The organism is Bartonella sp. AP150HLJHH (assembly GCF_042196385.1).
Taxonomy (GTDB): domain Bacteria; phylum Pseudomonadota; class Alphaproteobacteria; order Rhizobiales; family Rhizobiaceae; genus Bartonella.
Map to the genome: position 1 here is coordinate 246362 of NZ_JBHIQC010000001.1, position 26756 is coordinate 273117.

At 38.1% G+C, this 26756-nt stretch carries 21 protein-coding genes; 12 read left to right on the plus strand and 9 right to left on the minus strand.

Annotation, left to right across the window (positions count from 1 at the left end):
* The first annotated feature begins 13 nt into the window (after positions 1-13).
* The 3 genes from ACFING_RS00930 (at position 14) to ilvD (ending at position 3055) form a co-directional block, all read left to right on the plus strand.
* Complete coding sequence (locus ACFING_RS00930) at positions 14-265, plus strand: DUF1150 domain-containing protein (RefSeq protein WP_012754519.1); 252 nt, start codon at positions 14-16, stop codon at positions 263-265.
* A gap of 600 nt (positions 266-865) precedes the next feature.
* Positions 866-1045 (plus strand): hypothetical protein, encoded by a 180-nt coding sequence (locus tag ACFING_RS00935; protein ID WP_375611413.1) that lies wholly within the window; start codon positions 866-868, stop codon positions 1043-1045.
* A 171-nt stretch (positions 1046-1216) separates the two neighbouring features.
* Positions 1217-3055, plus strand: coding sequence for a dihydroxy-acid dehydratase (gene ilvD, locus ACFING_RS00940; protein ID WP_375629232.1), 1839 nt, complete (start codon positions 1217-1219; stop codon positions 3053-3055).
* Positions 3056-4128: 1073 nt separating this feature from the next.
* On the opposite strand, the gene mutS is transcribed toward ilvD, so the two are convergent.
* Positions 4129-6873, minus strand: a complete 2745-nt coding sequence (mutS, locus tag ACFING_RS00945) for a DNA mismatch repair protein MutS (RefSeq protein ID WP_375620846.1) — start codon at positions 6871-6873, stop codon at positions 4129-4131.
* A gap of 195 nt (positions 6874-7068) precedes the next feature.
* Between mutS and ACFING_RS00950 the strand changes: the two genes are divergently transcribed.
* The gene (locus ACFING_RS00950) at positions 7069-9369 is read left to right on the plus strand and encodes an NADP-dependent malic enzyme (RefSeq protein WP_375629235.1); all 2301 of its coding nucleotides are present in this window, start codon (positions 7069-7071) and stop codon (positions 9367-9369) included.
* Positions 9370-9437: 68 nt separating this feature from the next.
* On the opposite strand, the gene secB is transcribed toward ACFING_RS00950, so the two are convergent.
* Entirely contained in the window at positions 9438-9914 is a 477-nt protein-coding gene (gene secB / locus ACFING_RS00955) for a protein-export chaperone SecB (RefSeq protein ID WP_375629238.1), read from the minus strand.
* Between the two features lie 142 nt (positions 9915-10056).
* On the minus strand, positions 10057-10551 hold the full coding sequence (locus tag ACFING_RS00960; protein WP_375629241.1) for an FxsA family protein: 495 nt from the start codon (positions 10549-10551) through the stop codon (positions 10057-10059).
* Between the two features lie 175 nt (positions 10552-10726).
* Between ACFING_RS00960 and ACFING_RS00965 the strand changes: the two genes are divergently transcribed.
* On the plus strand, positions 10727-11419 hold the full coding sequence (locus ACFING_RS00965; protein WP_375620844.1) for a Tim44/TimA family putative adaptor protein: 693 nt from the start codon (positions 10727-10729) through the stop codon (positions 11417-11419).
* A 52-nt stretch (positions 11420-11471) separates the two neighbouring features.
* Entirely contained in the window at positions 11472-12062 is a 591-nt protein-coding gene (locus ACFING_RS00970; RefSeq protein ID WP_375611420.1) for a Smr/MutS family protein, read from the plus strand.
* Positions 12063-12975: 913 nt separating this feature from the next.
* Here ACFING_RS00970 and ACFING_RS00975 read toward each other — a convergent pair.
* Positions 12976-13512 carry a GcrA family cell cycle regulator gene (locus ACFING_RS00975; RefSeq protein WP_375617530.1) on the minus strand — a complete coding sequence of 179 codons (537 nt, stop codon included), beginning with the start codon at positions 13510-13512 and terminating at the stop codon, positions 12976-12978.
* 486 nt (positions 13513-13998) lie between these two features.
* On the opposite strand from ACFING_RS00975, the gene ACFING_RS00980 reads away from it, so the two are divergent.
* Genes ACFING_RS00980 through ACFING_RS00990 form a run of 3 tightly spaced genes read left to right on the plus strand, consistent with a single transcriptional unit; the run spans position 13999 to position 17183 of the window.
* Positions 13999-15213 (plus strand): aspartate aminotransferase family protein, encoded by a 1215-nt coding sequence (locus tag ACFING_RS00980; protein ID WP_375629317.1) that lies wholly within the window; start codon positions 13999-14001, stop codon positions 15211-15213.
* A complete protein-coding gene (gene argF, locus ACFING_RS00985) occupies positions 15210-16145 on the plus strand; it encodes an ornithine carbamoyltransferase (protein ID WP_375629244.1) in 936 nt (311 codons plus the stop codon). The genes ACFING_RS00980 and argF overlap by 4 nt, the downstream gene beginning before the upstream one ends.
* 36 nt (positions 16146-16181) lie before the next feature.
* Positions 16182-17183: an Hsp33 family molecular chaperone gene (locus tag ACFING_RS00990; RefSeq protein WP_375629247.1), complete on the plus strand. Its 1002-nt coding sequence runs from the start codon at positions 16182-16184 to the stop codon at positions 17181-17183.
* A 706-nt stretch (positions 17184-17889) separates the two neighbouring features.
* On the opposite strand, the gene ACFING_RS00995 is transcribed toward ACFING_RS00990, so the two are convergent.
* The 5 genes from ACFING_RS00995 to ccmA are packed head-to-tail and all read right to left on the minus strand — an operon-like array spanning position 17890 to position 20811.
* Positions 17890-18483: a DsbE family thiol:disulfide interchange protein gene (locus tag ACFING_RS00995; protein ID WP_375620841.1), complete on the minus strand. Its 594-nt coding sequence runs from the start codon at positions 18481-18483 to the stop codon at positions 17890-17892.
* Complete coding sequence (locus ACFING_RS01000; RefSeq protein WP_375612828.1) at positions 18458-18709, minus strand: hypothetical protein; 252 nt, start codon at positions 18707-18709, stop codon at positions 18458-18460. The genes ACFING_RS00995 and ACFING_RS01000 overlap by 26 nt, the downstream gene beginning before the upstream one ends.
* The gene (locus ACFING_RS01005; protein WP_375629250.1) at positions 18697-19476 is read right to left on the minus strand and encodes a heme ABC transporter permease; all 780 of its coding nucleotides are present in this window, start codon (positions 19474-19476) and stop codon (positions 18697-18699) included. Before ACFING_RS01005 ends, ACFING_RS01000 begins: the two co-directional genes overlap by 13 nt.
* Before the next feature lie 46 nt (positions 19477-19522).
* Entirely contained in the window at positions 19523-20188 is a 666-nt protein-coding gene (ccmB, locus tag ACFING_RS01010; protein WP_375611427.1) for a heme exporter protein CcmB, read from the minus strand.
* Positions 20189-20199: 11 nt separating this feature from the next.
* The gene (gene ccmA / locus ACFING_RS01015) at positions 20200-20811 is read right to left on the minus strand and encodes a heme ABC exporter ATP-binding protein CcmA (protein ID WP_375629253.1); all 612 of its coding nucleotides are present in this window, start codon (positions 20809-20811) and stop codon (positions 20200-20202) included.
* Positions 20812-21105: 294 nt separating this feature from the next.
* Between ccmA and acnA the strand changes: the two genes are divergently transcribed.
* From acnA to dnaA, 3 genes are all read left to right on the plus strand, one after another.
* On the plus strand, positions 21106-23793 hold the full coding sequence (gene acnA / locus ACFING_RS01020) for an aconitate hydratase AcnA (RefSeq protein ID WP_375629256.1): 2688 nt from the start codon (positions 21106-21108) through the stop codon (positions 23791-23793).
* A gap of 237 nt (positions 23794-24030) precedes the next feature.
* Positions 24031-24297, plus strand: coding sequence for a 30S ribosomal protein S20 (rpsT, locus tag ACFING_RS01025; RefSeq protein WP_375620840.1), 267 nt, complete (start codon positions 24031-24033; stop codon positions 24295-24297).
* 701 nt (positions 24298-24998) lie between these two features.
* Entirely contained in the window at positions 24999-26570 is a 1572-nt protein-coding gene (dnaA, locus tag ACFING_RS01030; protein WP_375620839.1) for a chromosomal replication initiator protein DnaA, read from the plus strand.
* Positions 26571-26756: the final 186 nt, after the last annotated feature.

The window sequence follows — 26756 nt, forward strand, 5'->3', positions numbered from 1 at the left end:
AAGGAACAGTGAAATGGGAGAACACAAACAAAACTTGTCGTTTCAGAACACATCCTACTCTGATGCGGGACAGATTGCCTATTTAAAAAAAGTTTGTACAGATGATCTGGCTAAAAACTTTCCAGATCTTCCACCAATGACCCCAGGCATTACGATATGGGCTCTCTTTGGTGAAACAGGTTATCCTATCATTTTATCCGATGAGCGTTCTATCGCCCTTGCTGGAGCCAATGAGCATGAACTACAAATTGTAACTCTGCACTAGATTACCTTACGAGAAAAAGCTGTACTCTTTATAAATTCTATCTGTTTTTTCGTAAAGGGTGTAATGTGAGTTATAATTAGATTAAGTATTGATTTATATTCATAATTAATTTTTTACAACTGGAATGAGAGTCCCAAATATCATAAGGTTCTCTCATTTGAGATCTTCTTATATTGAAACAATTAAAGTCACTTGCTTGATGTCATAAGCAGGGAGAGCCATGTGGATAAAAACACTTGAAGAAAGGAATAAAAATATCTCTTTTTAATTGTCTCAATTACCAAGGACGTTCACGATATGGGGATAAAAAAATGTATGATGGTGTCAGTTTTCTTCTTCATAAGTGTGAAGATGTCCCTTATAGATTTATATTATTCACGGGGGCTGTTATACCATTCATAGGCGCTATCGTGAAATGGGCTCGAGTGCAATGAGTATAAAGGCTATACAAGTGTATTTTGTTTGGTGTGTTTTGTTCTTCCTGAGAGGAGTAGCTCTATTGAAGAGTGTAAAAACAAAAGCATGAGATAATGCGTCATCATTATTTAAAAGATATTTTTATGAATGCGTTTGAAAGGTGTAAAGCTGAATTATAAGGAGATGATAGATTTTTATCACGATTTCTTTATATTCTTTCCAATTCCAGAAATTACGCAAACAGATAGATGCAATATACTAACCAAATCTGGCATACAAAAATCTGGAACAGTTCGTGTCATACTGAAGCGTTTTGATATTTGTCTCAAACGTGGACTCGCACAGGGATTAGATGTTGATTAACAGGTAATAAAAAACAAAGGCTTTATGAAAAAGTTTATGCAGAGCTTTTAATTTTGTGCTTCAAATGCCGCAGTACAAGGTATTTTTCTCTTTTGAATATTAAAGCTCTTGTTTTTATAATGAAGTTACAGCACAACAAGCAAAATGGAATTATTTGAGGGGAAAAAAATAATGCCTTCTTACCGTTCAAGGATATCGACCCACGGGCGTAATATGGCAGGAGCCCGGGGACTTTGGCGTGCAACAGGGATGAAAGATACTGATTTTGGTAAACCCATTATTGCGATTGCGAATTCTTTTACACAATTTGTACCAGGGCATGTCCATTTAAAAGATCTTGGGCAATTAGTCGCACAACAGATAGCAGTTGCCGGTGGTGTTGCGAAAGAATTTAATACCATTGCTGTAGATGATGGAATTGCGATGGGGCACGATGGAATGCTCTATTCGTTGCCCTCACGTGAAATCATTGCTGATTCTGTAGAGTATATGGTTAATGCACATTGTGCAGATGCACTTGTTTGTATTTCTAATTGTGACAAAATTACGCCTGGTATGTTAATGGCTGCTTTACGGTTGAATATTCCGACAATCTTTGTTTCAGGCGGTCCTATGGAAGCAGGTAAGATTAAATGGAAGGATCAAGATCTAACGGTTGATTTGGTCGATGCCATGGTTGCAGCAGCTTCAGAACAAAATTCAGAAGAAGAAGTTGCTGAAATGGAGCGTGCTGCTTGTCCTACATGTGGTTCTTGTTCAGGAATGTTTACGGCCAATTCTATGAATTGCTTAACGGAAGCATTGGGGCTTTCTCTTCCCGGAAATGGATCAATGTTAGCAACACATGCAGATCGACGAATGCTTTTTGAAGAAGCTGGAAAACAGATTGTTGCATTGGTTAAACGTTATTATGAAGAAGATGATGAAACAGTTTTGCCGCGCTCTATTGCTTCACGCAAGGCTTTTGAAAATGCAATGACCGTTGATATTGCCATGGGGGGATCAACCAATACAGTACTGCATCTTTTAGCTGCAGCGCAAGAAGGTGAGGTGGATTTTACCATGACGGATATTGATCATCTTTCACGTTGTGTTCCTGTTTTATGTAAGGTTGCTCCTGCTGTTGCAAATGTACATATGGAAGATGTTCATCGCGCTGGTGGTATTATGGGGCTTTTAGGTGAACTGGATGCGGCAGGACTCATTGATACATCAACTTATACGGTTCACGCAAAAACAATGAAAGAAGCTCTTTACTGCTGGGATGTAAAGCAAACTAATGAGCCAACAGTTCATGCATTTTATCGTGCCGCTCCAGGTGGTATTCCAACACAGACAGCTTTTAGTCAATCTTGTCGCTATGAGACCCTTGACCTTGATCGTGAAAAAGGTGTGATTCGCGATAGGGAACACGCATATTCACAAGATGGAGGATTGGCAGTTCTTTATGGAAATCTTGCAAAAGATGGCTGCATTGTAAAAACAGCAGGCGTTGATCAATCAATTTTAACTTTTAAAGGTCCGGCAAGAATTTTTGAAAGCCAAGATTCAGCTGTTTCAGCTATATTAACTGATAAGATTAAAACAGGTGAAATTGTTTTAATCCGTTATGAAGGCCCACGTGGTGGACCTGGAATGCAAGAAATGCTTTATCCAACGAGTTATCTCAAATCTAAAGGATTAGGCAAGGTTTGTGCACTTGTTACAGATGGACGTTTTTCAGGTGGAAGTTCAGGGCTCTCAATAGGACATATTTCACCAGAAGCTGCTGAAGGAGGAGCAATTGCGTTGGTGGAAGAGGGGGATATCATAGAAATTGATATTCCAAATCGTAGAATTCATATGTTGGTGGATGACGTTGAGATGAAGCAGCGCCGTTCTAAGATGGAAGCAAAAGGAAAAGGCGCTTGGCAACCGATTGAGAAGCGTCAGCGTAAAGTTTCAAAGGCTCTCAAAGCCTATGCAGCGATGACCACATCTGCTGCAAAGGGTGCAGTACGTAATATTTGATGAGTTGAATAGAGATAGTGCTCTGATTTTTTGCATCTTTTGCACGATATTCTAAGCTAATTATTTTATGAGTTTATGAACTTATCAGAATATTTCGAGTCATGATGAGTATGATTAAAAAGCTATCAATACAACTAAAAACTGCGGTAGATTGCTTATTTTAGCAGCTATGTAAAACAGATACAGTATAATTACTTTTCATATCATATTCCAATCTTATATGAGATTATGATTTCTTATTACTCATATTTATGAAAGATATTTATTGTACTGGTGGCATTATCTTGTTGTACCGTAAAACACTGTCATTTAGGACTGTGATATACGGCATCTTCCTTAAATATTAAGTGTGTTTTTAGTGTGTGGTGAATATTCTTAGACTTGTTTGTAAAGCTTTGAGTTTAAGAGAAGCGCATGATTAGGAAGTCAAGGAAAATCCGTTAGAAGTTGGACTATTTGCAGACTTGATTCGAATGAAAATCCTTATCCATTAAGGTGTGGGAAGGAGTTGAAGGATGTTTATGAAAATAAAGTACAGCTGTGATATATCTGATTATATGTTTCATATGAAAACAGTAAAAGAGCTCTTTATAACTTAAAATGTGAAGAATAACTTAAAATGTGAAGAAAATACGAGACCCATTATCCATGAATTTATTATGCAAAATGGGATGGTATTCCAACACTGACAGTTTTAAACTAAAAATATTGCTATGATAACAATAATATTGATCGTGAAAAAGCATAATTCATTAAATATGGCGTATTTGCAACGTGGAGGAGATTTCATGACAATCTTTACAAAAAACGACTATGACAATCTTTACAAAAAACGACTATCTTGTAAAAATAGTCGATCTTGACCAATTTTTTGTATAAGAGCCAATATTAATCTAAGGGAATATGAAATATAATGCATAGGGTTTTGCCTATAGGCAATTACACTTATCAAAATATATTATGTAGAAAAGCGATGGGAATACGATAAATAACTGTTTATGCTGTGGTATATCAAAAATGGTTACGTTATCTCCTATTAAGAAGGTTTTTTAATAAAAAATAACATCTGTTTTCTATAAAGGGTTACTCTTTTCAAGCTGTTTGAGGTGGTAAATTGCTTCTAAAGCTTGTTTAGGAGAGAGTTCATCGGGATGAATATTTTTTAAAGCTTCGTGAAGTATACAATGTTTGTTTTTTGCTTCATTGACGGGAGATGTTGCTTTAAGAGAAAAGAGTGGTAAATCATCAATGAGTTTATGTCCTTTTCCAGCCATTTCGCCTTGTTCTAATTGATGGAGTACATCTGTTGCTCGTGTAATAACGGCTGGGGGAAGTCCAGCAAGCTTTGCGACTTGTACACCATAGGAACGGTCAGCCGCTCCTGGTGTGACCTCATGAAGAAAAACTACATCACCATCCCAGTTTTTGACTTTCATGGTTACATTATGCAGTCTGTCAAGTTTTTCGGTAAGTGCGGTCATTTCATGAAAATGGGTAGCGAGAATAGCACGACAATGGTTAACTTCATGGAGATATTCAACAGCAGCCCAAGCAATAGAAAGTCCATCAAAGGTTGATGTTCCACGTCCTATTTCATCAAGAATAACAAGGGAATGGTGGCTAGCATGATTGAGAATCGTTGCTGTTTCAACCATTTCCATCATAAAGGTTGAGCGCCCTCGTGCAAGATCATCGGAAGCTCCAACGCGACTAAATAGGCGATCTACAACACCAATATGTGCTGAAGTTGCTGGAACGAAGGACCCCATTTGCGCCATAATAGCAATAAGAGCATTTTGCCGCAAAAAAGTTGATTTTCCTCCCATATTAGGCCCTGTCAACAGCCAGATTGCTGCATATTGCTGATTTTCTTGCACAGAGAGATCACAATTATTGGCAATAAAAGGTTCTGCTGCTTGTTTGCGGAGTGCTTGCTCGACGACAGGATGGCGTCCTGCTGTAATGCGAAAGGTAAGTGAAAGATCAATTTTAGGGCGGCAATATCCTTGTTCTTCAGCAAGATATGCTAAAGCGACAGAGACATCTAAAATAGCAAGTGCTTCAGAGGCTTTACGAATAAAATCAACTTGTTCGGTAATTTCATGAACGAGAATATCAAAAATCTCTAGTTCAAGTGTCAATGCGTGATTGGCAGCATGGGCAATACGGCTTTCAAGGTCAGCGAGCTCTGTTGTCGTAAAACGCATAGCGTTTGCCATTGTTTGCCGATGAATAAAACGTGCTTTAGCTTGTGGATTATTTGTAAGGGAAGATGCTTGTGTGCTGGTTACTTCAATGAAATAACCTAGAATATTATTATGCTTTATTTTAAGCGTCTTAATATCTGTTTCTTGGGCATATTGCGCTTGAAGCTCAGCAATGACACGGCGAGATTCATCACGTAAAGCACGCATTTCATCGAGCTCTTTATGATAATTAGAACGAATAAAACCACCATCACGTTTAAGGAGTGGGAGATCATCAGCTAATGCCTGTTCTAAATGAAAGTATAACGCTGTGGGTAATTTTGAGAACACCTGTTGTACATCACTTATTTCTTGAGGCAGAAGCTCATTATCAAGAAGTTGATGCAATTCACGAATGATTTCAAAGCCACGCTGGATTGTCGCCATATCACGGGGACCTCCTCGTCCAAGAGCCAAACGTGAAACGGCGCGGGGCATATCTGGTCCCCCCTTTAAAATAAGCTTTATCGCTTCTGCAAGAGAAGGATTACGTAGAAAAAAATCGATAGAATCCAAACGCGTATCAATAGCTGAAGGAGTGGTGAGGGGAGCAATAAGGCGGTCAATAAGAAGGCGTGATCCTCCTCCTGTTACAGTGCGATCAATAGCTTTTAATAAACTTCCATCCCGTTGACCTGATGTCGTACGAATAAGTTCAAGGCTTAATCTGGTTGCGGCATCAATAAAAAGAGTCGCACTTTCATTTTGGCGCTCAGGCTGCATGAGGGGAGGGCGATGTGTGATTTGTGTTTTTTCGATATAACGAATAGCAGCTACAATTGCAGAGAGTTCACAGCGTGAATAATCGGCAACGCCTTCAAGAGTTGAGAGTTTAAAATAATTGCAAATATCGCGTTCAGCGGTGAGTGCATCAAAGAGACAAGCAGGTTGAGGTGAAACGATACGATCAAGAACACTAAAAAGTGACTTGTGAGATTTATCATGAAAAAATGAATCAGCAACAATGATTTCTTGTGGATCAACACGCATAATATCTGCTAAAAGTTTTTCTTGGCGGCTTTCTGTTACACGAAATATGCCTGTTGAGATATCAATCCAAGAAAGAGCAAATTCCTCTCCATCGCTAGTTTTTATACGGGAAAGTGTCATCAAATAATTTGCGCGTGTTGGATCAAGGAGTTTTTCTTCTGTTATTGTTCCTGGTGTTACAAGGCGAACAACATCACGCCGAACAACAGATTTTGAGCCACGTTTTTTTGCTTCAGCAGGATCTTCTATTTGTTCACAAACAGCAACTCGGTAACCACAAGCAATCAGTTTTTGTAAATAATCATCAGCAGCATGAACGGGAACACCACACATAGGAATATCTTGTCCTAAATGTTTTCCACGTGCTGTGAGTGTAATTCCTAAGGCCTGAGCAGCTTCAATCGCATCATTAAAAAATAATTCATAAAAATCCCCCATTCGGTAAAAGAGAAGGGAATCATGATGGACGGCTTTGATTTCTATGTACTGCTCCATCATAGGTGTAAGACGTTCTTGAGAGGAAGCAGATGGGGAGGCAGGCTGTGGAATTAAATTATTTTTATGATTGTTTTTTTTATCCATTTGTACGAGGCCTGTTTCCTTTAAGTGAAGTTTTTACTCTTTTTTGTTTACTTCAATATCTATTTATCTCTAAATTGCAACGCATCATCAGATTTGCTAAGGCAAGAATAGCGATTTCTAATATATGAATCAAATTTAATGACTATACGCATTATCAAGCAGAATTTACACTGTTTTTGGAGAAAATAAAGTGAGATGAAAAAGAGCGAGCAAGATCAGAAAATGTCTCAAACTGTTTACAGTGCGAGCGAAAGAGAAGCTCTAGATTTTCATAGTCGTGGTCGACCAGGAAAGCTTGAGATTGTTGCAACAAAGTCTATGGCAACACAGCATGATTTAGCACTTGCTTATTCACCAGGTGTTGCCGTTCCAGTTAAGGCAATTGCTCAAAATCCAGCGCTAGCTTATGATTATACAGCAAAAGGCAATCTTGTTGCTGTTATTTCAAATGGTACAGCTATTTTAGGGTTAGGCAATTTAGGTGCACTTGCCTCTAAGCCGGTCATGGAAGGCAAAGCAGTGCTGTTTAAGCGTTTTGCGGATATTGATTCCATTGATTTAGAAATTGATATAAACGATACAGAAAGTTTTATCAATTTAGTGCGTCATTTAGAACCTTCTTTTGGTGGAATTAATCTTGAAGACATTAAGGCGCCAGAGTGCTTTATGATTGAAAGCCGCCTACGCGAGGTGATGAATGTACCTGTTTTTCACGATGATCAACACGGTACAGCGATTATTGTTGCTGCGGGTGTTCTCAATGCTTTGACTTTAACAGGGCGCGATATGCAAAATACGCGGTTAGTCTGTAATGGTGCTGGTTCTGCAGGGATTGCTTGTATTGAACTGATTAAAGCGATGGGCTTTCGTTCCGAAAATATCATATTATGTGACACAAAGGGTGTGGTCTATGAAGGCCGCAAAGAGGGAATGAATCAGTGGAAATCTGCGCATGCTATTCAAACAGATAAACGTACGCTTATGGAAGCAATGGAAGGTGCAGATATATTTTTTGGGGTTTCTGCTAAAGGTGCTCTTACTCCTGAAATGGTAAGATCCATGGCACCCCAGCCGATCATTTTTGCTATGGCTAATCCCGATCCAGAAATTACGCCGGAAGAGGTTATGCAAGTGCGTCATGATGCCATTGTCGCAACAGGGCGTTCCGATTATCCAAATCAGATTAATAATGTTCTTTGTTTTCCTTATATATTTCGTGGTGCGCTTGATGTGCGTGCAAGAGTTATTAATGAAGCCATGAAGATTGCTGCGGCAAAGGCTCTTGCTAATTTAGCGCATGAAGAAGTGCCTGACAGCGTTGCAGAAGCTTATTATGGAAAGCGATTAAAGTTTGGTCCTAACTATATCATCCCTGTTCCTTTTGATCCGCGTTTATTTACGGTTGTTTCAATAGCGGTAGCAAAAGCAGCAATGGAAAGCGGTGTTGCGCAAAAGAACATAGATGATTTAGAGGCCTATGAGCGCGATTTGAATGCGAGACGTGATCCTACTTCCTCGATGATGCGTAGGGTTTATAACCATGTTCGTCAAGCGCCAAAACAAATTGTATTTGCAGAAGGTGAAGAAGAGCAAGTTATGCGGGCAGCCGTTTCCTATGTTCATCAAAAATTGGGACAAGCAATTTTGGTTGGTCGTGAAGAGCAAGTAAGAGAAGCGGCTGTTATCGCTGGAATTGATCTGGAGCGTGAAGGTATTTCTATTATGAATGCTAAGCTTTCTTGCCGTACAGATGCTTATGCGAATTATCTTTATAAAAAAATGCAGCGTCAAGGTTGGCTGTTGCGTGATTGTCATCGTCGTATCAATAATGATCGCAATTATTTTGCTGCGTGTATGGTGGCACTAGGAGATGCTGATGCAATGGTTACAGGGGTGACACGCAATTATGAAACAGCGTTGATCGATATACGTCGTGCAATTGATGAAAAACCAAAAGAACGATTGATTGGTATTTCAATGGCTATTTGCCGTGGACGAATTGTGTTTATTACGGATACAGCCGTTTATGAAAATCCTAATGCTGAAGAACTTGCAGATATAGCTGAACAAGCAGCTTCATTTGTGCGAGGATTTGGATATCAACCACGGGTAGCATTTTTAGCATTTTCTACATTTAGTTATATGAAAGGGAAGACGACGCAGCAAATTCAGGATGCGATTAATATTTTGCATGAACGCAAAGTTGATTTTGAGTTTGATGGAGAAATGAGTGCTGATGTGGCACTCAATTCCAAATTGATGCAGCAATATCCATTTATGGGATTAACGGAGCCTGCTAACATTTTGGTTATGCCTGGATATCACGCATCTTCCATTGCAAGCAAAATGTTACAAGAACTCGGTGAAGCAACTATCATTGGTCCTATTTTAATTGGATTGGAAAAATCTGTCCAAATTGTACCGTTTAGTGGAAGCGATACAGATGTTGTCAATATTGCAATGCTTGCGGCTTATCATGCCGCAAAAGTCGTCTAAAGGAAAAAAGCCCCTAATATACCAATAATATATCAAGGGGCTTTTTGATAGCAAAAAAAATAAATTTTTTAAGAGGGCTGTATTGGATTGTCTTTTTGCTCTTCAGAAAGACGCTTTTGGAAGAGTGCTGCAAAATCGATAGGATCAATCCACAAAGGTGGAAAACCACCACTTTGAGTAGCATCAGATATAATTTGGCGAGCAAATGGAAATAAAAGACGGGGACATTCAATAAAGACCAGTGGCATAACATGTTCTTGTGGAATGTTTTTAAGGTGAAAAACACCACCGTAAATAAGTTCTACATGAAATAAGGTTTCAGTTTCATCATTGGCTTTGACGGAGAGAGACAAAACGACATCATAATTGTCATCACCAATTGGGTTAGCATTGACGTTAATATTGATATCAATTTGTGGTGATTTTTCACGTGCACGTAATGAACGAGGAGCACCAGGGTTTTCGAATGATAAATCTTTTAAATATTGAGTTAATACAGCAAAAACCGACTCTCCACCACTGTTATTCATTTCATCTTCGGCCATACGACAAACCTCTTCCATTATAATATGTATATTTATTTTAGATCTAAAGACCAGATTGGTTATCACGCCTTGCAAAAGGTTGCAAGAAATGCGCTCTTTATCTTGAATATTTTTTTAGTTTGTTACAGATTTTTTAGGCATTTCAATGGTTATCATCATTTTTGCGCCATGGAGATTCTGTCGTATCATGAATTGTGTAATCTTCTGCTTTTAGATCAATTATTTTTTCAGAGTCATTTTTTCTTTTAGTATTGGGATTCATTTTGTTTTTTAATGATGCAAAGAAATGCCAAGCAACAGAGTGAATTGGTTTAATAAGAAGTAATATTCCCAAGAGGTCAGTTACAAAGCCGGGAAGAATAAGTAAAATTGCACTAAACATGATGAAAGCATCATTAATAATATTATTTTCTAATGTGCGTCCTTGGATAAGTTCATTTTGTATATTTTTTAAGAGGCTAATCCCTTGAATTCGCAATAAAACAACCCCAACTATGGTTGTGAGAATAACCAAGCTCAAGGTTGCCAAAATACCAATTTCTTGACCAACAAAGATAAAACCAGCAATCTCGATTAAAAGAATGCAAAGAAAGATAACAACAAAAAAACGAGGATTTATAGAATAAAGTTTTATCACATGAAAGTTTCCTTCTAGATGAGTAGGGGGGAGAAATTCTTAAGAGAACTCCGTTTAAATACAAAATCTATAAAAATATTTGAATGATAAGATTCCTTATTTTACATATTTATTGATAAATGGTATTGACTGCAATGTTTATTAGAGACTTAAGCTTTGGAGATTGACAGCGCCTATGGAATTTGACGTTATACTTGTCATAGCTCTTGTTGTTATGGTTGTTATTTTTGTGCAACTCCGTAATGTATTAGGGAAACGAATTGGGTTTGAAAAGCCACCCTTTGATCCTTATTCACGACGTTCTAAAAAACAAGTTGAAGCAGAAACGGCTGATAATATTGTTTCGTTCCCTCATCAGAAAAATTCACAAAAAGACGACTTTAGTGAAATTGATAAAATTTCACCGGAGGGGAGTGTTTTGAATAAAAATTTGCGGGAATTGCATAGAATTGATCCTCATTTTTCTCCTCAACTTTTTATAAAAGGTGCACAAATTGCGTATGAAATGATTGTAACAGCTTTTGCCAAAGGTGATCGCAATCAACTTAAAAGCTTGCTTTGTCAGGATGTTTTTGAGAGCTTTTGTATGGCTATTGAGCAACGAGAAAAAAATAAAGAAAGAATAGAATTCACTTTTGTTGGAATTAATAAGGCCGAATTTGTTGCGGCGGCAATACAAGAAAAAGATGAACTTTTAACGATACGTATTGTCAGTGAGATGATTTCTGTTACTTATAATGAACAGGGCGAGCGTATAGACGGTGATCCTGATGCTATTGTAGAAATCAGGGATATTTGGACTTTTGTTCGCAATAGTTTATCGTCAGATCCCAACTGGAAGCTTTTTGCTACAGAAAATGAAAATTAAAATACTTTTTGTTTTTCTTCCATAAGCATTCAATGATTTATGAGAAATTAAAATGTCCTCAAGTAAATGGAGACAAAAAAGAGATTTATTGGCTTCACAAGATCGTCTTTTATGGGAGATGGTTTGTCGTACGATAACACCGCTTCACGGTAAGATGCTCTCTTCTGCTTCAGAAACTATTGCAAATATTAATGATAAAAAACAGCCTGTAACTCAAATCTCCTCATTGTCTCAGGAAAATCAACAACCCTCGACAATTATTAAAAGAGAAAAGAGGTCAGTTACACAAGCACAAAAGATTCATTTCTTTGATCATGTTGCATATCGTAAAATTTCCCAAGGTCGTTGTCCTCTTGAGGCGCGTCTTGATCTCCATGGTTATATGCAGGAAGAAGCTTATTTTTTCTTAAAAAAATTTCTACAGTCCTCTCAGCAGAGAGGATTGCGTTATGTCCTTGTGATTACAGGAAAAGGACGATCCGTTGGGAGCGATGGAGCTTTGTATAGATTTGTTCCGTATTGGTTATCAACACCAGCTTTTCGATACTATGTCCACGCGTTTGAGCAAGCAGCGCGTCAGCATGGCGGAGAAGGTGCGCTTTATGTTTGGTTGCGCCGTTTTGTGTCGGGAGAAGGAAAGTGATGTTATTGTGGTCGCTCTAGATTTTATATTTATTTATACTTATAATTTATTGTTTTTGTATATTTCGTAAGAGCCTTGAATACAATATTCCCTTCTTTATAATTTTTTATAAAAAATTATAAAGATATTATTTTACATTCTACGTATTGCTTCACGCTTTTGTTTATCGCATTCTTTAACGGGGCACATCCCTCACGCAAAACAGAATGATATTGAATTGCATATATTCACAGGCTTGTTTTAAAGAAACATCTCTCAACGCTCCCAAGCCTATTTTGCGACGGCATCCATGAAGAGTATAATGATAAATCCATGAAGCACACCCTATCTTTATACTTAATAAAAGGGCAATCTGGCATCACCACACACTTTGCCATCTCCCAATGTTGCAACAACCCTTTAAGTCCTTGGCACTTGAAAGCATTTATAAGAGGCATGCTTTTCTTTAAGTGTTTTTAACTCTCCACAGTTCTCATCTCGCTCGTGACGCCCAAACAAAAGATTTTGATTGATTCAATATAAGAGGACTTAAAATGAGAGAGATATAAATGGATCTCATTCAGGTTGCAAAGCGATAAATTATTTTTATAAACCACAGCATTACTCTATATAAATACACGAAGAATAAAAACATGAGAAATTGAGAAACTAGCTTATTCAAAAGATGTCACTATGGATAGTGTTAAAAGCAGTACAACTAAATTAAAGAAAATTGTGAAAATAAACAGGAATATAACTTTACAACACACAGCTGCGCAATAGCACCAAAAGATACAGTTTCGTTGAATAGTTTCATGAAGAAATTTTTTCATTTATTAAAAGCTCCATTAAATTTCTTTCTCATAATAATTCGATAATTAAAATTTAATAGCGAAGCGCAGAAGGCGTAGAATACGAGATTCAATTGAGGATATTACACTCTTATCCGACGTCTTTCAGATATTGGTTGAAATGCTAGCTTAGCATGAAAGGCACAATAGGGGCTATTTTCATCAGAATCTGCACCACAAAAATGAAAATCTGCTGATAATGGATCGCCAACCGGCCATCTACATGTATTTTCACTCAATTGTAGAAGATTAAGTTGACGTGATATAGGCACAACTACATTGGATTTTGTGGACATATCAACTTCTTTTACATCTTCCACTACAAATTCTGTCTTTAAAGCGGTTTCTTCAATACTTACAGATGATGTGTTTATTGGCGATACCGTGGATGTGTTGCGACGCACACGTGGAGATGATGGGCTGCTACTTCCCACGGGAGTTTTTTGCGCACGCGTGCTTCCTTGTGCTGTCTTACCACGTCCTGGTAACTTTAATCGATGTACTTTGCCGATGACTGCATTTCTGCTGACCCCACCTAATTGAGCAGCAATTTGACTTGCACTTAACCCTTCACTCCAAAGCTTTTTAAGAAGCTCAACGCGTTCACATGTCCAACCCATACCAGCACTCCATTCCGATTACGTCACTAAGATGCTCTCCCCCGTTGCATCTTCAAATGTTTAAATAATGTTTTCATTACGCTGAATGAAAGAACTTTACACTCTACGTGAGCATAAAAAAATCATCCAACCTGTGGATTTACAAATCAAAACACATCATCTTGCTTATTATATTGTAAATTACAATATGCACTCACTCTATGACAAGAGTCTTTACCTCTTGAAGAGTTTATTTAGAATGTTTTCCCCAACTTGCAAATCAATCATAGGTTAAACTTTCACTTTTGTTTAAGGCTTTTTCCCAAAATGCTTATTTGTAGAACCTTCATTGACTTTTTTTCAATTGGTGTAATGATCTATTCTATAGGTGTAATCACTAATCGTAATGAAATGTTGAAAGCACCGTAACGAAATATACCATGCTGTTTTATTTGTAGTGTTGCTTTATATATATATTGAAAAGACTAAAATATAAAGGGAATTATGATGGATGCCGTCTCTATACAACCACTTTATGAATGCTTCGCAAGACGAAATTTGCATTTTGAACAGGGGCATGGTGTATGGCTTATTTCCGATAAAGGAGACCATTATCTTGATTTCACATCTGGCATTGCTGTTAATGCATTAGGATATTCACATCCAAAATTGGTTGATACGCTCAAGATACAAGCTGAAAAACTTTGGCATGTTTCTAATATTTTTCAATCTCCTGAACAAGCATCTTTTGCCACGCGGCTTTGTGCAAATAGTTTTGCGGATAAGGTTTTTTTCTGCAATTCAGGCACTGAAGCATTGGAGTGCGCATTCAAAACGGCACGCCATTATTACTATGCTGCTGGTCATTCAGAACGCATTGAAATAATTACTTTTGAAGGGGCATTTCATGGACGTACACTTGCTGCACTTGCTGCGACTGGGCATGAAAAGTATCTTGAAGGCTTTGGACCTAAAGCTGGTGGATTTATTCAAGTACCTTTTTGTGATGAAATCGCTTTGCGTAACGCTATTAATAAAAATACCGCCGCTATTCTTATTGAACCTATTCAAGGAGAAGGAGGAATACGAACGGTTTCTCATGAATATTTAAGATTTTTGCGTAAAATATGCGATGATAATGGTCTGTTGTTGATTTTGGATGAAGTGCAAACGGGCATGGGACGAACAGGAAAGCTTTTTGCTTATGAATGGAGTGATGTCACGCCTGATATTCTTACCCTCGCAAAAGGACTAGGAGGTGGATTTCCATTGGGCGCTTGCCTTGCAACGGATAAAGTTGCAAAAAGTATGATACTTGGAACGCATGGATCAACCTTTGGAGGAAATTTGCTTGGAATGGCTGTAGGAAATAGTGTTCTTGATGTTTTGTTAGAGCCAAGTTTTCTCATCCATGTTCAGCGCATGGGTGATAAACTAAAAAGTGGGCTTTTGCACATTCTCAATATCTATCCTGATATTATCTGCGCAGTTCAGGGGATGGGGCTTATGTTGGGTATTCAATGTGTTGTGCCTTCAAATCTTGTCGTTAATGCTTTGGAAAATGAATATCTCTTAAGCGTTGCAGCCAACAACAATGTTGTGCGCTTATTGCCTCCTCTTATCATTAGGGAAGAAGAAATAGATGAAAGTTTGCATCGTATTGAAAAAGCAATTTCCTATCTTTCGCAAATAAATAAAGAAAGACAAATATCACACATATGACAAATGCTCTTCGTCATTTCACGGATTTATCCATTTTAACGCCAGCAATGGCGCGTGCACTGATTGATTATGCAAAAATTCTTAAAGCATCTTTTAAGGCAGGAAAAGGTTCAAAACCTTTTATAGGTAAAACACTCGCGATGATTTTTGAAAAACCATCCACACGAACCCGTATTTCATTCGATATCAGTATGCGCCAGCTTGGCGGAGATACGATCATGCTCACGGGTTCAGAGATGCAACTTGGTCATAGTGAAACCATAGCTGATACGGCGCGCGTTTTATCCCGTTTTGTGGATATTGTGATATTGCGAACAACGAAACACCAACGTATGCTTGAATTGGCACAATATGCACAAATTCCTGTCATTAATGCCCTTACAGATGATACACATCCTTGCCAAATTCTAGCAGATATCTTAACCTATGAGGAGCATCGGGGGCCTATTTCTGGTAAAATATTTGCGTGGATGGGGGACGGTAATAATGTGCTCCATTCCTTAATTGAAGCCGCAGCTCTTTTTGGTTTTCATTTGCGTATTGCTACTCCAAAGGGCAGTGAACCACAGGAAAAATTTATACATTGGGCACGTGAGCGAGGAGCACATCTTATGCTAACCCATGATCCCCAAAAAGCAGCTCAAGATGCTGATTGTATTATGACCGACACATGGGTCTCCATGGGACAAGAATTTCGTGCTCGCAGTCGTTCTATTTTTCAGCCTTATCAAGTCAATGAATCTCTCATGAAATTAGCAAAACCTGATGCTCTTTTTATGCATTGTCTTCCTGCTCATCGTGGTGAAGAAGTGGTTGATTCTGTGATTGATGGACCGCACTCCGTTGTTTTCGATGAGGCTGAAAATCGTCTTCATGCTCAAAAAGCAATTCTTTCTTGGTGTTTACAAGATGCGTTTTTCTCTCCACAATAGCCTCCCTACAACAAATTATATAAAAAAGGCAAAGCTATGAGTGAACAAGCTAAAGATGAAGCCTCTCTCAACAACAACTTTTTGCATGAAGATGATAGTGTTATTCCCTTTCAAGTTGAAGAACTTGATATCCGTGGACGTGCCGTACAACTTGGGGAAACTTTAAATTCTATTCTCACAAGACATCAATACCCTGAACCGGTTTCTTATCTTCTAGCAGAAGCTTTACTTTTAACGGTTCTGCTTGGAACTTCTCTAAAACTTACGGGAAAATTTATTTTACAAACTCATTCCGATGGACCAGTTAATATGTTGGTGTGCGATTTTTCGCCTCCTTCCAGTTTACGTGGATACGCTCGTTTTGATAAGGAACAGCTTAAACAAGCCATAGACAATAATCAAATCTCTTCAGAAATACTTTTAGGAAAAGGCACTTTAGCTTTCACAATTGATCAAGGTCCCCATATGCAACCTTATCAAGGGATAGTTGCATTAGATGGATCAAATTTACAAGAAGCTTCTCGTATTTATTTTGATCAATCAGAACAAATTCCTACCGATATCCGTTTGGCTGTTGCTATATTAATTAATCGTGACCAACAAGGAAAACCGCAGAAAAGCTGGCGAGCTGGAGGTATTTTGACCCAACTTTTGCCCCAATCATCGTCTCATCATAAAATAGATACCCCTCATCACAAGCGAGAAGAAACGAAAACTCATATCCAATTGGATAACCAATGGCAGGAAGCTAAAATACTCATGAAAACGATTGAAAGTTCAGAATTAACGGATCCCCAGGTCGGTAGTAAACAGCTCTTGTTCCGTCTTTTTCATGAACAAGGTGTTAGAGTTTTTAACCCTTTTTCTCTTGTTGATCAATGTTCTTGTTCACACGAAAAAATTAAAGGAATCCTAGAAGGCTTTTCTATTGATGAACGCAATAAAATGGTTCAAAATAAATATATTTCAGTTACATGTGAATTTTGCTCAAAAATGTATCGTTTTACAGCGCAAGAATTTTTGGAAGAAAAAACATAATCAAACATTTTTCATTAAAAAATGATGATTGCAACAAAAGCCTATTTTATTTGCGTCATAAAAGTTTACGCATAAGCTCATATGAACTTCTAGAATATTTCTTTCTTTAGCTTTTTTCGATGTATGCCAATGATCTTTCTTTTGCAATCAGTATTAATATCATACAGTACCTTCAATATATTGATTTATAATAGTAATTTATCGTTTTGCATGTTGAATGAGAGTCCAGAATATTGTAAAGTTCTCTCATGGCAAATCTCTTTTATATTGCATCAATTAAAATCACTTTCTTGCACGTTACAAGCAGAGCTGGCGTGGGGGTAAAACACGAAAAAAGGTGTAAAAATCCTTCTGAATCGTCTCAAGTGCCAAGGCTATGTCGTAATACCCCAGAGCTGGCAAAATGTGTGGTGATAATAGCTTGCTATTTATATTAAGCGTAAAAATGGTGGTGCTCTATAAAACGGCATACATAGCGTGGTAAAACTGGATGTTTTTACTTACAAGTTTGCATTATTATATTTTTCAACTTAAAATATTGCCAATTATTTTCATATTTAGATGATTCATAAAAAGTATTTTTAGCCTTTTCTTAAACATTTTTTTAATTCAACATAAAGAAATTTGAAAAAATCTCATAGTATTCGGTGTTTTCATTTAATAGATAAAAATGGTAAAAATTATTTAAAATCAATATGTCGATATTTTATTTGTCTTCTGTCATAATCGCTTGTTCAATTTTTGGTAGAATTTTTTTTTGATAAATTTGCCATGTTAAGGGACCAGCATGTTTGGCAATAATAATACTCTCTTTATTCAAGAGAAAGGTTTCTGGTGGTCCATACACCCCCCAGTCAATAGCTGTATATCCTGAAACATCAAAGCCAATAAATTTAAAAGGATTACCAAAACTGTTTAAAAAGCGCAGGGCGTTTGTTTTATTGTCTTTGTAATTAATACCAATCAGATCAAAACGTTTATCTTGTGCAATTTGCATAAGAATAGGATGCTCTTCGCGACAGGGCAAACACCAAGAGCCCCAAAAATTGACCAATGTAACACGTCCTTTAAACTGTTTTGAATTGAGATAACTTTCTTTATCAAGAAGAGGAAGATGAATATTGGGAGCAGGTTTTTCAGCCAATGCGTTTGGGAGAAGAGAAGAATCTTGAAGGTGTTTTTTATCCATAAAGTTGAAAAAAAACATCATGAGAAGAAGAAAAAGCACAAATGGTCCAAAAAAAACAAGCAGAACAGGTAAAGATATATTTTTTTTAAGTTTTAGAGGGATGTTTTTCATTATACTTTTCTTTTTGGGACAGCTCTTTTTTGTTTAGCTGTTGGAGAATTTTTTTTTGGTATAGGGCTTTGCAAAGAATATATCCAATAAGACATAAGAGGGATATTGCAGAAAGCACATAGCTTAAAACAACAATTTGCTCGTGTTTAAGGGTGCTCAGGAAAAAATCAATTTTCTGAGATAGATTTCCTAAAAGTCCGCCGTGGATGCCATTTAGGTCGAGCATGATGAAGCGTCCTGTTGTTGTGCACGACGGGATTTTTTAATCTGAAGTATTCGGATATAATGACGATTGATTTCATTTCGCATAGCCATCAAATAAAGAGCAATAAACATAAAGATGAAACAAAAGAGCATTGTTATAAGGGGCCATAACATAGCATTGTCGATTGTTGATCCTCCAGCACGTAACAATGATGCTGGTTGATGCAATGTATTCCACCAATTAACGGAAAATTTAATAACAGGGATATTAACAAATCCAACAAGTGTAAGAATTGCAGTAGCACGAGCGGCTTTTACTTGGTTGTCAAAAGCACGCCCAAGCAGGATAATGGAGAGATAGATAAAAAGCAGAATTAAAACTGATGTTAATCGTGCATCCCAAACCCACCATGTTCCCCATGTAGGTCGCCCCCAAAGCGCTCCTGTAATGAGAGCCAAGGCGGTAAAAATTGCCCCAATAGGCGCTCCACATTTAAGTGCTACATCAGCAAGATGATATTTCCAAATCAGGTTTCCTAAAGCCGCTGCACTCATCGTTACATAGCAGAATGTAGACAACCACGCAAAGGGTACATGAAGGTACATAATCTTAACAGTAATGCCTTGTTGATAGTCATCAGGGGAATGCATCACTAGAATAAGCCCTAAGATAAGGAAACACAATGTTATGCCGACCAACCAAGGTAAGACGACTCTGCTTATTTTCATGAAAAGGGTGAAACTTGCAGGGAGTAACCTGATTTTATATGTACGAGATAGTTTATTCATAAAATTCATAATAGGCAGAGTTTTGCTATGCGGCAATCATCTTTTATTATTCTGATAAAAGTTTAAGCGTTATCGCAGCAACAAAAGAGCTAAAGAGACTCAAAAGAAGTGAAAAAGCGCTGAGAAGAGCTAGAGAAGTGAGAAAAGAGGTATTTGGGTTTATTGGGGCTGTAGCAGCGGAAACACCAAAAATCATAATTGGAATGATCCACGGCAAGATAATGATAAAAATAAGCAAAGTACTGTGCAACAATGAGGTTGCGAGTGCAGCGCCTATAGCACCAATAAAAATAATAGCTGGTGTTCCGCATAAAAGCGTAAGTATTGTTGTAAAAGTTATTACTACATCTAAATGGAGCATGAGGGCTAAAATAGGTGTGGCAAAAATAAGAGGAAGCATTGTTCCTACCCAATGGGCAAGACATTTTGTAAAGACAATTAGTGTAAAACTTTGTCTTTTTCCTGAAAGGATAAATTGGTCGAGATTACCATCATCGCGATCGATTTGGAAAAGTTTGTTCAGATTGAGGAGTCCTGCAAGAAGGGCCCCAAACCACAATATACCTGGTCCTATTTGTGCAAGAGTTTTGGGATCTGGTCCAATGGCAAAGGGGGTTATGACAACAACAGCGATAAAAAACAATAATCCTGTTAGTGAAGTGGCTTGTAGCGCTAATAATAGTTTAAGATCACGCCAGAACAGTGCTTTCATTTTATTCTCTCCTAGAGAGGTAAAAATTTTTCCAGAGCGATTTTATGGTTTTCTGGAATGCCTATGGAATTATGAGTTGCAGCGATAATCATACCACCTTGATTGAGATGACGCTGGAAAATACGAGCAAGGAGTTTTTGAGCATGGTTATCAAGCCCAGATATTGGTTCATCTAAAATCCAAAGAGGACGATAGGAGAGCAAAAGGCGAGCAATAGCTACGCGTCTTTGTTGTCCAGTTGACAGAGCGTTAAAGGGTAAATGTTCAAGGTTAGAAAGACCAATATCGGCAAGAGCTTCATGCGCAAAACGTAAATGTTGACCGTAAAAATCTGCCCAAAATTGCAAATTATCAATAACAGATAAGAGAGGTTTCATAGCATTTTGAGGACCAAGATAATGACAAGCAGTTGCAACAGGGTATATTTGATCATGGTCTTTAAGTATTATATAACCTTCAGCAGCCTCAAGAAGACCGACAATGATTCGGAGTAATGTAGACTTTCCGATACCATTAGGACCGGTGATTGTCATAAGTTGCTGTGAAAATAAACAAAAAGAAAGACCTTGAAACAGAATTTCCTCGTTTCTGTAAGCGGCTAAATCTTTGCCTGATAACACCATGTGATTGCCTATTTTGTTTTTATTTTCATATTCTTTATTGCATTATAGAATAAAAAACACATTTTTTATGCAATTGTACCTAGAATAGTTCTAGAAATAGTTCTATAAGGGATGCCTTGCATCAATATCTGGTGTAAAATGGTTTCTGGCGCTGATTTCCGCATTATGCCTAGAGGGTGGAGGGGAAATGGATGGCGGAGGTAATTGCGTCTGCGCTCAAGCTGCGACCTTGACTCGTAGTTTGTGTTGTTCATTCCTGGAAATTGGGTGGTTATAGTATGAGGGTGGACAGTCATGACTCAAATTGATAGCTTTAATTGTCGTAGAGTATTAAATGTTGGTGGCAAAGAATATACTTATTATAGCTTGATTGAAGCGGAGAAGAACGGACTTGAAGGTGTTTCTCGTTTACCGTTTTCGATGAAAGTTATTCTCGAAAATTTATTGCGATTCGAAGATGGTCGCACAGTTAAAAAAGAGGATATCTTCAATGTTGCTAAGTGGTTAAACGACAAAGGGAGCGCTGGGGCAGAAATTGCTTACCGTCCTGCACGTGTTCTTATGCAGGATTTTACAGGTGTTCCAGCAGTTGTTGATCTTTCTGCAATGCGTGATGCTATGGTTAAACTTGGCGGTAACGCTGAAAAAATCAATCCTCTCATTCCCGTTGATCTCATCATTGATCACTCAGTTATTGTTGATGCTTTTGGCAATTCCATGGCTTTTAAGGAAAACGTTGAGCATGAATATGAACGTAATGGTGAACGCTACCGTTTCCTTAAATGGGGGCAACAAGCCTTTCAAAATTTTCGCGTTGTTCCTCCAGGAACAGGGATTTGTCATCAGGTTAACTTAGAATATTTAGCACAATGTGTATGGATGAAGAATGAAGAGGGCTGTGAGACGATTTATCCTGACACCTGTGTGGGAACTGATTCGCATACGACTATGGTAAATGGTTTAGGGGTTTTAGGTTGGGGTGTTGGTGGTATTGAAGCAGAAGCAGCAATGTTAGGCCAACCTGTTTCTATGTTGTTACCTGAAGTGATTGGTTTTCGTCTAACAGGTAAACTTAAGGAAGGTGTAACAGCCACCGATCTCGTATTAACGGTGACCCAAATGCTACGTCGGAAGGGTGTTGTCGGTAAATTTGTTGAGTTTTTTGGTCCTGGTTTGGAGCATATGACGCTTGCTGATCGGGCAACGATTGGAAATATGGCACCTGAATATGGAGCAACGTGTGGTTTTTTCCCAATTGATAAGGAGACAGTGCGTTATCTCAATATGACAGGGCGTGATGAAAGTCGGATTGCCTTAGTGGAGGCTTACACCAAAGCACAAGGGATGTGGCATGATGAAATGGTGGCTCATCCCATTTTTAGTGATACAATTGAATTAGATATGGGAACCGTTGTCCCTTCTATGGCTGGTCCTAAACGTCCTGAAGGACGTATTGCATTGGAAAATGTTGGGCAGGGTTTTGAGAAGGCATTGGTCGAAGACTATAAGAAGACTTCTGGACAAGATAAGCGTTATCAGGTTGAGGGTGAAGAATATACGCTTGGTCACGGTGATGTGGTGATCGCTGCGATTACGTCGTGTACGAATACATCGAATCCAAGTGTTCTTATTGCTGCGGGTCTTTTGGCACGAAATGCTGTGGCAAAGGGTCTTAGGAGTAAACCATGGGTAAAAACTTCTCTTGCACCTGGTTCACAAGTCGTTGAAGCTTACCTTCAAAATTCGGGTCTGCAAAAAGATTTAGATGCATTAGGATTTAACTTAGTAGGATTTGGGTGCACAACATGTATTGGGAATTCTGGTCCTTTGCATCCAGCTATTTCCAAAACGATTAATGACAATGGTATAATTGCATCTGCGGTTCTTTCAGGAAATCGTAATTTTGAAGGGCGTGTTTCCCCTGATGTGCAAGCGAATTATTTAGCTTCACCACCGTTAGTTGTTGCACATGCGCTCATCGGGACGGTGTGTAAAGATTTAACCAAGGAGCCTCTAGGTGAAGATTCAAATGGCCATCCCATTTATTTGAGAGATATTTGGCCAACTTCTCAAGAAATACAGGAGTTTATCGAAAAAAATGTCACGCGGAAGGTTTTTGCCGAAAAGTATGCAGATGTTTTTAAGGGAGATAAAAATTGGCAAAAAGTTCAGATTCCTACGGGTTCTACCTATTCTTGGGATGAGCAATCCACCTATGTACGCAATCCACCTTATTTCGATGATATGCAGAAAACACCTGATATCTTACCAGATATTAAAGATGCACGGATTTTAGGTTTATTTGGTGATAAAATCACGACGGATCATATTTCTCCTGCTGGTTCTATTAAAGCAGCTTCTCCTGCCGGAAAATATTTAATGGATCATGGTGTTAAAGTGGCTGATTTTAATCAGTATGGAACGCGTCGTGGGAATCATGAAGTTATGGTGCGTGGGACCTTTGCCAATATTCGCATTCGTAATTTCATGTTAGGGGAAAATGGTCGAGAAGGAGGTTATACGGTTCATTATCCGTCAGCGGTAGAACAAACTATTTACGATGCAGCAATGGCGTATAAACAAGAAGGTATTCCACTCGTTGTTTTTGCAGGTATTGAATATGGTAATGGATCATCCCGCGATTGGGCTGCCAAGGGGACCAATCTTCTTGGTGTCAAAGCAGTGATTGTGCAGTCTTTTGAAAGGATTCATCGCTCTAATCTTGTTGGTATGGGCATTGTCCCTTTTGTCTTTGAAGAGGGGCTAAGTTGGAAATCTTTAGGCTTAAAGGGAGATGAAAAGGTGACAATTGAAGGGATTCATAACTTGAAACCTCGTCAAAAGACTGTAGCGAAAATTACTTTTTCTGATGGTACGGTAAAAACCGTTCCATTATTATGCCGTGTTGATACTGAAGATGAGCTAGATTATTTGCATCATGGTGGAATTTTGCAATATGTCTTGCGTAAGTTAGCCGTTTAAATTCTTTTGTTTGTTAAGGAATATCTATTATTAAGCTATAAAGTTGCGGATCAAAGAGTTTAGCTTCGTTTTTTTATGGCTATCTTTGAAAATCTAATTGACGTTAGCTTTAGGATTGCGCTATAATCCACACGGTTATAGGCAGATTTATAGTTTTGCTTGGGTTGGATTTATTTATATTGGTAGAGTTGTTATTGAGACTCATTTTACCAAGGTGTTGAAAGAGAGATTATATTTATGGCGAATACACCTTCTGCTCGAAAAGCGGTGCGCAAGGTTGCGGCGCGCACACAGGTTAATAAGGCCCGCCGTTCACGCGTTCGTACTTTTATACGTAAGTTTGATGACGCTTTAGCGGGTGGCGATAAGGCATCTGCAGAGATTGCATTTAAGAATTTTGAGCCTGAAATTATGCGTGCAGTTTCTAAAGGGATTTTTCATAAAAATGCTGCTGCGAGGAAAGTATCACGTTTAGCTAAACGTTTGAAGGCTCTCAGCGTTTAAGCTTTTCTCCTTTAATTGAGAACAAAGCCAGTATCCATGAGGATGCTGGCTTTTTGTTTATTATTTCAAAAAGTTTCTATTGAAAATAAGAATCGATAATGATTCTCCACTTGAAAAAGGAGAGAAAGTTTATAGGGGGAGGTATGGTTATCCACAAGCTTTGTGGATTTGTACAGAGTCTTTTTTGTCAAGCATTTTATTTTTTTTTTTAAATCTGAAGAGATTCTTTAATTATTGGTAAATTTAGAGAAAAAAAATGAATTGAATCAATATTTTTTTCAGTCCTCATTAATATAAGCATTTTTTTTGGGTTTTTTGATTTTATTTTGACCTCTTGCATTTTACCTCTGCTGTTTTGTATGGTTCTTATGAAGACTAAGAAGCATGAAGGGGTCACATCAGCGCATTATTCTGTATTTTGTTGAATACAAGATGTTTTGATTTAGGCTTTTCGAAACTTTTGTGTTGGAGAGGTTTTCTGACGGTTTTTTAGTTTTCTTAATGGATATGTTTACCATTTTAGAAGGGTGGGTCATATCATGAGTGCAAATAAATCTTATTGGTCATCTTTGTTAGTGGGGTTGTGATGAGGCTATCCTAGGGGAGGGTGAGTAATCTTATTTGGGGTAGGGCGTTTTGCCTTCGCTAGATTTATTTTAGTTGTTTGGCAGGACAAAATTTTATTTTTATCAGGATGGAAGATGGTGGATAAATTGAACTCTAAAGCTAGTTCCTTTAAAAGGGTTTCGGTAAATATCCTGTCGGCAGAGAACATAATAAAGAATAGGATGACGGAAAGTGATGAGAACGTTTGTAGAAATGCTTCTATAGGGCATTCTATTGTTTCAGAGGAGGAAAGTGCGGCGGCTTTTATACGTGTTATGGCGCAATTAAAGGTGCAGGTTGGTGTTGAGGCTTATACCAGTTGGTTTGGACGTGTGAAGCTTGCTGAATATAGTCATACTCTTGTAAAGCTTTCTGTTCCTACTGCTTTTTTACGTTCATGGATTAATAATCACTATGGTTCTCTTTTGACTCATTTATGGAAACAAGAGAATTCAGCAATTCTTCGTGTTGAAGTTATTGTTCGTGGTATGGAACGCGTTTCAAGAGATGTCGTTTGTAAAAGAAGTGTTCCTCCTGTTGTGCTAGAGGAGCAGGCGACTTCATCTTTTGTTGAAAGTTGCGCAGAGCATTCAGTTAAGAATTCTCAAACGGGAGTTTTTGGATCTCCACTTGATTCTCGCTATACTTTTGAAAGTTTTGTTGAGGGGGCTTCTAATCGTGTTGCTTTAGCAGCTGCGCGTTCCATTGCAGAGGGGCATAAAAGTGCCTTACGTTTTAATCCTCTTTTTATTCACGCATCTGTTGGCTTAGGAAAAACACATTTGCTTCAAGCGATTGCTGCTTCTGCATTGAAGCGTTTAACGTCTGTGCGCGTTATTTATTTAACTGCTGAATATTTTATGTGGCGTTTTGCAACAGCTATTCGTGATAATGATGCTCTTTCTTTTAAAGAACAGCTTCGTGATATCGACCTTTTGATTATTGATGATATGCAGTTTTTGCAGGGTAAGTCGATACAACATGAGTTTTGCCATTTGCTTAATATGTTACTTGATAGTGCAAAACAGGTTGTTGTCGCTGCAGATCGTCCACCAGCAGAATTAGAATCGCTTGATCTTCGCGTTCGCTCTCGTCTTCAGGGAGGGGTAGCTCTTGAAATTGAAGCACCAGATTATGAAATGCGTTTGCAAATGTTGCGCCAGCGGTTGAAGGTGGCACAACAAGATGATGGCATGGTATCAATTTCTGATGATATCTTGGAATATATTGCGAAAACGGTTTTAGGGTCGGGGCGTGATATTGAAGGTGCGTTTAATCAGCTCTTGTTTCGTCAATCTTTTGAGTCTGATTTATCTTTAGAGCGGATTGATGAATTATTAGGTCATTTGACACGTCCTGGTGAACCTAAGCGTATTCGGATTGAAGAAATTCAGCGTACGGTAGCACGCCATTATAATGTTTCTAAACAGGACTTGTTATCTAATCGTCGAACACGTACGGTTGTGAAGCCACGGCAAGTTGCAATGTATTTAGCAAAAGTATTAACTCCTCGCTCATTACCAGAAATTGGGCGCCGTTTTGGTGGGCGAGATCATACAACAGTTTTACACGCTGTGCGTAAAATTGAAGATTTGGTTTGTGGTGATCAGACCTTGGCTAAGGAACTTGAGTTGCTTAAGCGGTTGATTGGAGAACAGGCTGTATAGTGTTTATCGTTTCTTTCTTTGGAGAGACTTTAAAGAATTTAATGAAAAGATTTATTTTTTCTTATGCAGGAGTGACTTGCCATTTTAAGAGAGGTTTAATAAACTCTAGCAGGCGATTCTCTAAAGGGATCTATTCTTTAATTCTAAGGAATTCTTATAGTTTTTAGTAAATCATACGGGGCTTTT

What these genes read in the sequence shown, in the direction of transcription:
- ACFING_RS00930 (WP_012754519.1), top strand. Translation starts at nt 14, where the DNA reads ATGGGAGAACACAAACAAAACTTGTCGTTTCAGAACACATCCTACTCT.
- ACFING_RS00935 (WP_375611413.1), top strand. Translation starts at nt 866, where the DNA reads ATGATAGATTTTTATCACGATTTCTTTATATTCTTTCCAATTCCAGAA.
- ilvD (WP_375629232.1), top strand. Translation starts at nt 1,217, where the DNA reads ATGCCTTCTTACCGTTCAAGGATATCGACCCACGGGCGTAATATGGCA.
- mutS (WP_375620846.1), bottom strand. Translation starts at nt 6,873, where the DNA reads ATGGATAAAAAAAACAATCATAAAAATAATTTAATTCCACAGCCTGCC.
- ACFING_RS00950 (WP_375629235.1), top strand. Translation starts at nt 7,069, where the DNA reads ATGAAAAAGAGCGAGCAAGATCAGAAAATGTCTCAAACTGTTTACAGT.
- secB (WP_375629238.1), bottom strand. Translation starts at nt 9,914, where the DNA reads ATGGCCGAAGATGAAATGAATAACAGTGGTGGAGAGTCGGTTTTTGCT.
- ACFING_RS00965 (WP_375620844.1), top strand. Translation starts at nt 10,727, where the DNA reads ATGGAATTTGACGTTATACTTGTCATAGCTCTTGTTGTTATGGTTGTT.
- ACFING_RS00970 (WP_375611420.1), top strand. Translation starts at nt 11,472, where the DNA reads ATGTCCTCAAGTAAATGGAGACAAAAAAGAGATTTATTGGCTTCACAA.
- ACFING_RS00975 (WP_375617530.1), bottom strand. Translation starts at nt 13,512, where the DNA reads ATGGGTTGGACATGTGAACGCGTTGAGCTTCTTAAAAAGCTTTGGAGT.
- ACFING_RS00980 (WP_375629317.1), top strand. Translation starts at nt 13,999, where the DNA reads ATGGATGCCGTCTCTATACAACCACTTTATGAATGCTTCGCAAGACGA.
- argF (WP_375629244.1), top strand. Translation starts at nt 15,210, where the DNA reads ATGACAAATGCTCTTCGTCATTTCACGGATTTATCCATTTTAACGCCA.
- ACFING_RS00990 (WP_375629247.1), top strand. Translation starts at nt 16,182, where the DNA reads ATGAGTGAACAAGCTAAAGATGAAGCCTCTCTCAACAACAACTTTTTG.
- ACFING_RS00995 (WP_375620841.1), bottom strand. Translation starts at nt 18,483, where the DNA reads ATGAAAAACATCCCTCTAAAACTTAAAAAAAATATATCTTTACCTGTT.
- ACFING_RS01000 (WP_375612828.1), bottom strand. Translation starts at nt 18,709, where the DNA reads ATGCTCGACCTAAATGGCATCCACGGCGGACTTTTAGGAAATCTATCT.
- ACFING_RS01005 (WP_375629250.1), bottom strand. Translation starts at nt 19,476, where the DNA reads ATGAATAAACTATCTCGTACATATAAAATCAGGTTACTCCCTGCAAGT.
- ccmB (WP_375611427.1), bottom strand. Translation starts at nt 20,188, where the DNA reads ATGAAAGCACTGTTCTGGCGTGATCTTAAACTATTATTAGCGCTACAA.
- ccmA (WP_375629253.1), bottom strand. Translation starts at nt 20,811, where the DNA reads ATGGTGTTATCAGGCAAAGATTTAGCCGCTTACAGAAACGAGGAAATT.
- acnA (WP_375629256.1), top strand. Translation starts at nt 21,106, where the DNA reads ATGACTCAAATTGATAGCTTTAATTGTCGTAGAGTATTAAATGTTGGT.
- rpsT (WP_375620840.1), top strand. Translation starts at nt 24,031, where the DNA reads ATGGCGAATACACCTTCTGCTCGAAAAGCGGTGCGCAAGGTTGCGGCG.
- dnaA (WP_375620839.1), top strand. Translation starts at nt 24,999, where the DNA reads ATGGTGGATAAATTGAACTCTAAAGCTAGTTCCTTTAAAAGGGTTTCG.